Source organism: Streptomyces bobili (assembly GCF_002154575.1).
In the GTDB taxonomy this organism is placed as follows: Bacteria; Actinomycetota; Actinomycetes; order Streptomycetales; family Streptomycetaceae; genus Streptomyces; species Streptomyces bobili.
On record NZ_MUBA01000155.1, the window covers coordinates 1 to 6,446 of the forward strand.

The 6,446-nt window shown below is 71.6% G+C and carries 7 protein-coding genes and 2 pseudogenes; 4 read left to right on the top strand and 5 right to left on the bottom strand.

All coding sequences use genetic code 11. From position 1 onward, the window contains the following. A pseudogene (locus BZL64_RS13665) lies at window positions 1–1,419 on the bottom strand (cation-translocating P-type ATPase); the annotation flags it as partial. Next, window positions 1,419–1,973, bottom strand: a complete 555-nt coding sequence (locus BZL64_RS41110; protein ID WP_244205328.1) for a hypothetical protein — start codon at window positions 1,971–1,973, stop codon at window positions 1,419–1,421. The pseudogene BZL64_RS13665 and the gene BZL64_RS41110, both read right to left, overlap by 1 nt. A 250-nt stretch (window positions 1,974–2,223) precedes the next feature. Here BZL64_RS41110 and BZL64_RS13675 point away from each other — a divergent pair, with 250 nt between their 5' ends. Continuing rightward, window positions 2,224–2,430 carry a hypothetical protein gene (locus tag BZL64_RS13675; RefSeq protein WP_086769452.1) on the top strand — a complete coding sequence of 69 codons (207 nt, stop codon included), beginning with the start codon at window positions 2,224–2,226 and terminating at the stop codon, window positions 2,428–2,430. Here BZL64_RS13675 and BZL64_RS13680 read toward each other — a convergent pair. Beyond that, window positions 2,427–2,624 carry a DUF397 domain-containing protein gene (locus tag BZL64_RS13680; protein ID WP_086769453.1) on the bottom strand — a complete coding sequence of 66 codons (198 nt, stop codon included), beginning with the start codon at window positions 2,622–2,624 and terminating at the stop codon, window positions 2,427–2,429. The two genes, BZL64_RS13675 and BZL64_RS13680, sit on opposite strands and share 4 nt — an antisense overlap. Continuing rightward, window positions 2,606–2,835, bottom strand: a pseudogene (locus BZL64_RS41115) (Scr1 family TA system antitoxin-like transcriptional regulator); the annotation flags it as partial. The gene BZL64_RS13680 and the pseudogene BZL64_RS41115, both read right to left, overlap by 19 nt. On the opposite strand from BZL64_RS41115, the gene BZL64_RS39820 reads away from it, so the two are divergent. Then, complete coding sequence (locus BZL64_RS39820) at window positions 2,813–3,109, top strand: hypothetical protein (protein WP_158101529.1); 297 nt, start codon at window positions 2,813–2,815, stop codon at window positions 3,107–3,109. The pseudogene BZL64_RS41115 and the gene BZL64_RS39820 overlap by 23 nt on opposite strands. A 94-nt stretch (window positions 3,110–3,203) precedes the next feature. Here the strand turns inward: BZL64_RS39820 and BZL64_RS13690 are convergent, their stop codons facing one another. Next, window positions 3,204–4,586, bottom strand: a complete 1,383-nt coding sequence (locus BZL64_RS13690) for a glycine--tRNA ligase (RefSeq protein ID WP_086769454.1) — start codon at window positions 4,584–4,586, stop codon at window positions 3,204–3,206. Window positions 4,587–4,793: 207 nt separating this feature from the next. On the opposite strand from BZL64_RS13690, the gene BZL64_RS13695 reads away from it, so the two are divergent. Then, window positions 4,794–5,774 (top strand): metal ABC transporter substrate-binding protein, encoded by a 981-nt coding sequence (locus BZL64_RS13695; protein WP_086769455.1) that lies wholly within the window; start codon window positions 4,794–4,796, stop codon window positions 5,772–5,774. Then, window positions 5,771–6,446: metal ABC transporter ATP-binding protein (locus BZL64_RS13700; protein ID WP_244205329.1), on the top strand; the 676-nt coding region annotated here is incomplete at its 3' end. The genes BZL64_RS13695 and BZL64_RS13700, both read left to right, overlap by 4 nt.

Consider the following 6,446-nt stretch of genomic DNA (forward strand, 5'->3'; position numbering starts at 1 on the left):
GACGTCACCGCGCAGGAGTCCGGCGGTGACGTCCGCGTCGCCGTGCGCGCGGGGCCGGGCGACGGTGACGACCCCGCCCCCGCCCTCGCCGCGCAGGCTGTCGACGACCTCGCTCAACGGGCGGTCCGCGCCCACGACCTGGTCGGCGAGGCCGGTGAAGTCGGCCAGTGCCGGGTCGTCGACGACCACGACGCGCAGGCCGGCCCGGCGGGCCGCGTCCAGGACGGGTTCGGTCCAGGGGTCGGCGCCCGCGCCGGGCTTCCTGAGCGCGCTGGGATGCAGGACGACCGTCCCGGCCATCTCCAGCTGCCGCAGCCGCTCCGGGTCGCGCACCAGCACGCCCTCGCGGGACAGGGCGCCGCTCAGGACGGCGTGGAAGACGGCGGGCCCGTAGCGCGCCGCCTTCGGCGAACCGGCGAGGACCGCCTCCGCCGACTCCGCGACGTCGTGCTTGACGAGCAGCGCCGCCACCGCGCCCAGGACACTGCCGGCCGAGGCGTGGGCGGCGTACTCCTGGGCCGGGGAGGTGCGCAGCGGCGGTCGTGCGGACGGATCCGCGGGCACGCTGTGCCGGTCGGGCGCGCACAGTTCGTCGTGCACGGTCTCGAAGGCGGCCGTCCGCGCCACCGCCTCCGCCAGCTGGCCGACGCGCAGCGCCCCGTCGAGCACCAGCGAGGTCGGGGAATGCCCGGCGCCGTGCACGGCCGCGTTGGCCGCGGCGAGGAGGACCTCCATGCGGGCGTTGCCGAGGCGGGCCCGCAGCCAGGAGCGGAAGCGCGGGTTCTCGCGCAGCAGCGTGACCACGGCGGTCACCAGCCGCGGCGAGGCCGGCAGCCGCATCGCGGACCCCACCAGCGCGGCCACGGCCCCCGCCGTGTCGGCGGCGAGCGTCTCGGCGGCGGTCCGCACCGAGGCGGGGTCACCTGGGTGCCCGAGATCCTCCACGTCGTCCCCGGCCGGGACCAGTCCGTGCCGCTCCGCGAGCGCCTCCGCCCGCTCGACGACGCTGTCGCTCACGGACGCTTCGACGGCCACCACGACCAGCCGGGCCAGCCCGCTGTCCCAGTAGGCGAGGGCGACGTCCGGGTGCTCGGCGAGCGCGGCGGCCAGGTGACGGGCGCGGTGTTCGAGGGGGTGCGGGGCGGGCGTGGTGGGAGTGTGCGGGCCGGCCTCCCGGAGGGCCATGTGAGTGCGGGGGCCGGCGCGCCAGTGGGCGGAGGCGCCCGGCAGGGCGGCGCGGGTGGCTCTGGCCAGGCGCGCCGCCGAATCCGCGGCCCGTACGCCGGCCCTGGCCGTGCCTGCGACCGCGCCCGCGGCGACGCCCACCGCCGGGGCCGTACCGCGGGCGAGCAGGCGTGGGCCGGCCATGACCAGGCCGGCGACGGCCGCCGTCGGGCGGGTGAGGAGTCCTGTGGCCATCACTCGCCCTCAGCGCCCCGTCCGGCCCGCTGCGGCGCCGCCGCATGGTGCGAGGGCAGCCTGTCGGAGGGGGTGGCCGGTGCCGCCGTACCTTCCGCCGGCATGCCCTGCGCCGCCCGCTCGGCCGCCGACGGCCTGGCGGGGTGGGCGGTGGCCAGCTCCTTGGGCGTGGGCGCGCTCCCGGAGGCATTGCCGTCCGTGTGCTGCTCAGCCCCCTGTTCCGTCCTCTGTTCCGGCCGGTGCTGCGGTCGCGGCTGGGTCAGCCAGGCCACTGCCGCTCCGGCGACGGCGACGGGCCACTCCACGACCCCGGCGACGCCGAGCACTCCCGCACCGGTGTAGACGGCGAGCCGTCGTCCGCGCGGGGACACCAGTCCGACCTTGTCGAGCGCGCCGTCGGCGGCCCGGCCGACCGTGCCGGCGCCGGGCACCTTGCTCACGGCACCGGGCACCCTGCTCACGGCCTCGGGCACCTTGCCCAGTACCGAGGCCGCCGCGCGCAGCGGCTGTGGGAGTTCCTGCGTCGAGTTCGGCTTCCGCCCGGTCTCGGTCATGACCCTCACTCCTCGGAATCGGCCCACTCTCCGACCGACCGAGTTCCCGCACCGCGCACACTCATCCGCGGATGTGCCCGCCAGTCCTCGGTTTCTCCTGGTCGGGGGTCCGGCCGGGCCGGGCGCACGGCTCGGATCCCCCTAGGCGGGTCGGGCAATTCACAGGGGCGGGTTCCCCGTTGATGTTCGTCATGCTGCACACTCCTTGCTGCGTCGGTCCGGTCCTGGGCCGACGCAGCCTGGAGGCAGCATGTTGGAGATCAACGCGAGCAAGGTGAGCCGGTGGGACCAGCACGGGCGCGAGCACGTCGTGCGGGTCCAGCGGGCCGGACTCCAGCGCACGATCAGCTGCGACACGTGCGGCTGGCGCCAGGGAGCGCAGTTCCTGCCCTGGCTGAAGGCGGAGGAACACCTGGCGGAGGCCCACCAGGCGACGGTGGACCCGGCGGGCGCCTAGTCCTGCTTCACGGCAGCGACGAAGCAGCTCCAGGCCGCCGCGTCGAAGACGAGCGCACCCCGCGCGGGGTCCTTGCTGTCCCGGACGGGGACGAGGGAGGGGTGGTCGTCGGCGACTTCGACGCAGTTGCCGCCGTCCGAGTTGCTGTAACTGCTCTTGCGCCACGTGCCACGGCTCAAGTCGATGGCTGGCAAGGCAACTCCTCCGACATCCGCAAGATGAACGTCCGCGACTCGGCAGGGTTCAGCGCCAGGTCACGTACCACACCATATGTGCGGTGCAGGCGCTCAACCCTGCCTGATTCCTCGACGAGTTCGCCACGCATGTCGTTTTCGGCATAGGCCACGGGGCGTCCGTCCAACAGCCGTAGAAGGTCACGGCGGTGTCCATCAGGCCGTGCAGTCCGACGCCGCCGGCCGACCCCACCGCGCCGCGCCCGGCCACCGCCCAGGAGAGGCCGAGCGCCGGCGTCCAGGCGGCGAACCACCGCGCCCGCACCGAGGTGCCGTTCCTCGTCGGCGTCAGTGCCCCGCGCCCGCCCCTGCCGGCTCCCGGCTGCGCCGACCGCCTGGACCTGGCGACCCGACGGGCCGAGGCGCGTGCCAGGCACGACCACAGCGCGGAGACGGACGCCAACGTGCTGCTGAACAGGCACCAGCGGCAGGACCACCGGCCCTGACATGCGGACGGACCGCACAGACGGCAAAAAGCCGGCGGGAGACGAAACGTCTCCCGCCGGCTTCCCTCAGCCTCGCGCCCTACCCGGCGGAGCCTTACGCGCCGATCAGGCGGGCGGCCAGGTAGCCCTCGATCTGGTCGAGGGACACGCGCTCCTGCTTCATCGAGTCACGCTCGCGCACGGTCACCGCGTTGTCGTCCAGGGTGTCGAAGTCGACCGTGACGCAGAACGGCGTACCGATCTCGTCCTGGCGGCGGTAGCGGCGGCCGATCGCGCCGGCGTCGTCGAAGTCGATGTTCCAGTTCTGCCGCAGCGCCTGGGCGAGGCCCTTGGCCTTGGGCGACAGCTCCGGGTTGCGGGACAGCGGCAGGACGGCGACCTTCACCGGGGCGAGCCGGTGGTCGAGGCGCAGGACCGTGCGCTTCTCCAGCTTGCCCTTGGCGTTGGGCGCCTCGTCCTCGAAGTAGGCGTCGAGCAGGAACGCCAGCATCGCGCGGCCGACACCGGCCGCGGGCTCGATGACGTACGGCGTGTAGCGCTCGCCGGCCTCCTGGTCGAAGTAGGAGAGGTCCTGGCCGGAGGCCTTGGAGTGGGCGGAGAGGTCGAAGTCGGTGCGGTTGGCCACACCCTCCAGCTCGCCCCACTCGTTGCCGCCGAACTGGAAGCGGTACTCGATGTCAGCGGTGCGCTTGGAGTAGTGGGAGAGCTTCTCCTTGGGGTGGTCGTACCACCGCATGTTCTCCTCGCGCAGGCCGAGACCGGTGTACCAGTTCCAGCGCTGCTCCATCCAGTACTCCTGCCACGTCTCGTCCTCGCCCGGCTTGACGAAGAACTCCATCTCCATCTGCTCGAACTCGCGGGTGCGGAAGATGAAGTTGCCGGGCGTGATCTCGTTGCGGAAGGACTTGCCCATCTGGGCGATACCGAACGGCGGCTTGCGGCGCGAAGTGGTCTGCACCTGGGCGAAGTTGGTGAAGATGCCCTGGGCGGTCTCGGGGCGCAGGTAGGCGATGGAGCCGGTGTCCTGTGTCGGGCCGAGGTGGGTGGAGAGCAGACCCGAGAACTGCTTGGGCTCGGTGAACTGGCCCTTGTTGCCGCAGAAGGGGCAGTTCACATCGGCCAGGCCGTTCTCCGGCGGGCGGTTGTGCTTGGCCTCGTAGGCCTCTTCCAAGTGGTCCGCACGGAACCGCTTGTGGCAGGAGGTGCACTCGGTGAGCGGGTCGGAGAAGGTGGCGACGTGGCCGGACGCGACCCAGACCTCGGGGGCCAGGATGACGGACGAGTCGATACCGACCACGTCCTCGCGCGACGTCACCATGTAGCGCCACCACTGGCGCTTCAGGTTCTCCTTGAGCTCGACACCCAGCGGTCCGTAGTCCCATGCGGCCTTCTGGCCGCCGTAGATCTCACTACAAGGGAATACGAAGCCACGGCGCTTGCTCAGGCTGACGATGGTGTCGATCTTGTCGGCGGCCACGGTGCTCTCTTCATAACGACGACGGGCGACGAAGCGAGATGCTTCCAGCGAATTGACTCAGGGTACCGGCGACGCCTCCCCCTCAACCAAATCGGTGCCCATCCACGGGCCCCCGAGGACCCCGAGGCGCCCTTACGCAGTCCTTACCTCAGGTCTTACCCCCGGCTTTGTTGACAACGGTTTCCATATTTGTTGAAAATGACTGTCATGAACGTACGACGACACCACATATCCGGGATAGCCGTCGCGGCTGTCACCGCCCTCGGTCTCGGGACCCTCTCCGCCTGCTCGACCGACAGCGCTGCCGCCGGCGGCACGGACAAGTTCGACGTCGTCGCGTCGTTCTACCCGATGGCCTACCTCGCCGAGCAGATCGGCGGCGACCACGTGAGCGTCACCAGCCTCACCGAGCCCGGCCAGGAACCGCACGACCTGGAGATCAGCGCCCAGCAGCGCACCCAGCTCGAGAAGTCCGACGCGGCCCTCTACCTCAAGGGCCTGCAGCCCTCCGTCGACGAGGCCGTCACCCAGTCCGGGATCAAGACGAAGATCGACGCAGCGACCCTCACCACGCTGGAGGAGCACGGCACCGAGGTCGGCGGCCACGCGGCCGAGCACGAGGACGAGCACGCGGCCGAGGACGAGCACGGGCACGAGGAAGAGGGCGGCAAGGACCCCCACATCTGGCTCGACCCGGTGAAGTACGCCGAGGTCGCCGAGGGCGTCGGCAAGGCCTTCGAGAAGGCCGACCCGGACCACGCGGCCGACTACAAGAAGAACACCGCCGACCTCGTCGCCAAGCTCGGCGCCCTCGACACCGAGTTCAAGAACGGCCTGGCCGGCACCAAGACCAAGGTCTTCATCACCACGCACGCCGCCTTCGGCTACCTCGCCGAGCGCTACGGCCTGACCGAGGAGGCCATCAGCGGCCTCGACCCCGAGTCGGAGCCCAGCGGCGCGCGCGTCAAGGAACTTGAGAAGATGGCCAAGGCCGACGGCGTCACCACCGTGTTCTACGAGACGCTCGTCAGCGACAAGACCGCCAAGACCATCGCCGGTGACGCGAACCTCAAGACGGACGTCCTCGACCCCATCGAGGGCATCACGAAGAAGTCCCGCGGCACCGACTACATCGCGGTCCAGAAGGCGAACCTCAAGGCCCTGCAGACGGCCCTGGGAACCACATGAGCTTCACGGAGGGCGTGATGGACACCAAGAGCGAGACCGTCATATCCGAGACTGTCATATCGCTGCGCGGTGTCCGCGCCGAGCTGGGCTCACGCCCCGTCCTGCGCGGCATCGACCTCACCGTGCACCGCGGTGAGGTCGTCGCCCTGCTCGGCGCCAACGGCTCCGGCAAGTCGACCGCCGTACGCGGCATCATCGGCCAGGTGCCCCTGAGCGCCGGGCGGATCGAGCTGTTCGGCACCGACCGGCGGCGCTTCAAGGACTGGGGGCGCCTCGGCTACGTACCGCAGCGCACCACGGCCGCGGGCGGCGTCCCCGCGACCGTCACCGAGGTCGTCTCCGCCGGGCGGCTGTCCCGCGCCCGCTTCGGCGTCCTGCGCAAGGCCGACCACCAGGCCGTACGCCGTGCGCTGGAGCTGGTCCGCATGGCCGACCGCGCCAAGGACTCCGTCGACGCCCTCTCCGGCGGCCAGCACCAGCGGGTGCTGATCGCCCGCGCCCTCGCCGCCGAACCCGAACTGCTGATCATGGACGAGCCCATGGCGGGCGTCGACCTGGCCAGCCAGGAGGTGCTGGCCGAGACCCTGCGCGAGCAGGTCGCCCAGGGCACCACCGTCCTGCTCGTCCTGCACGAACTGGGCCCCCTGGAGCCCCTCATCGACCGGGCCGTCG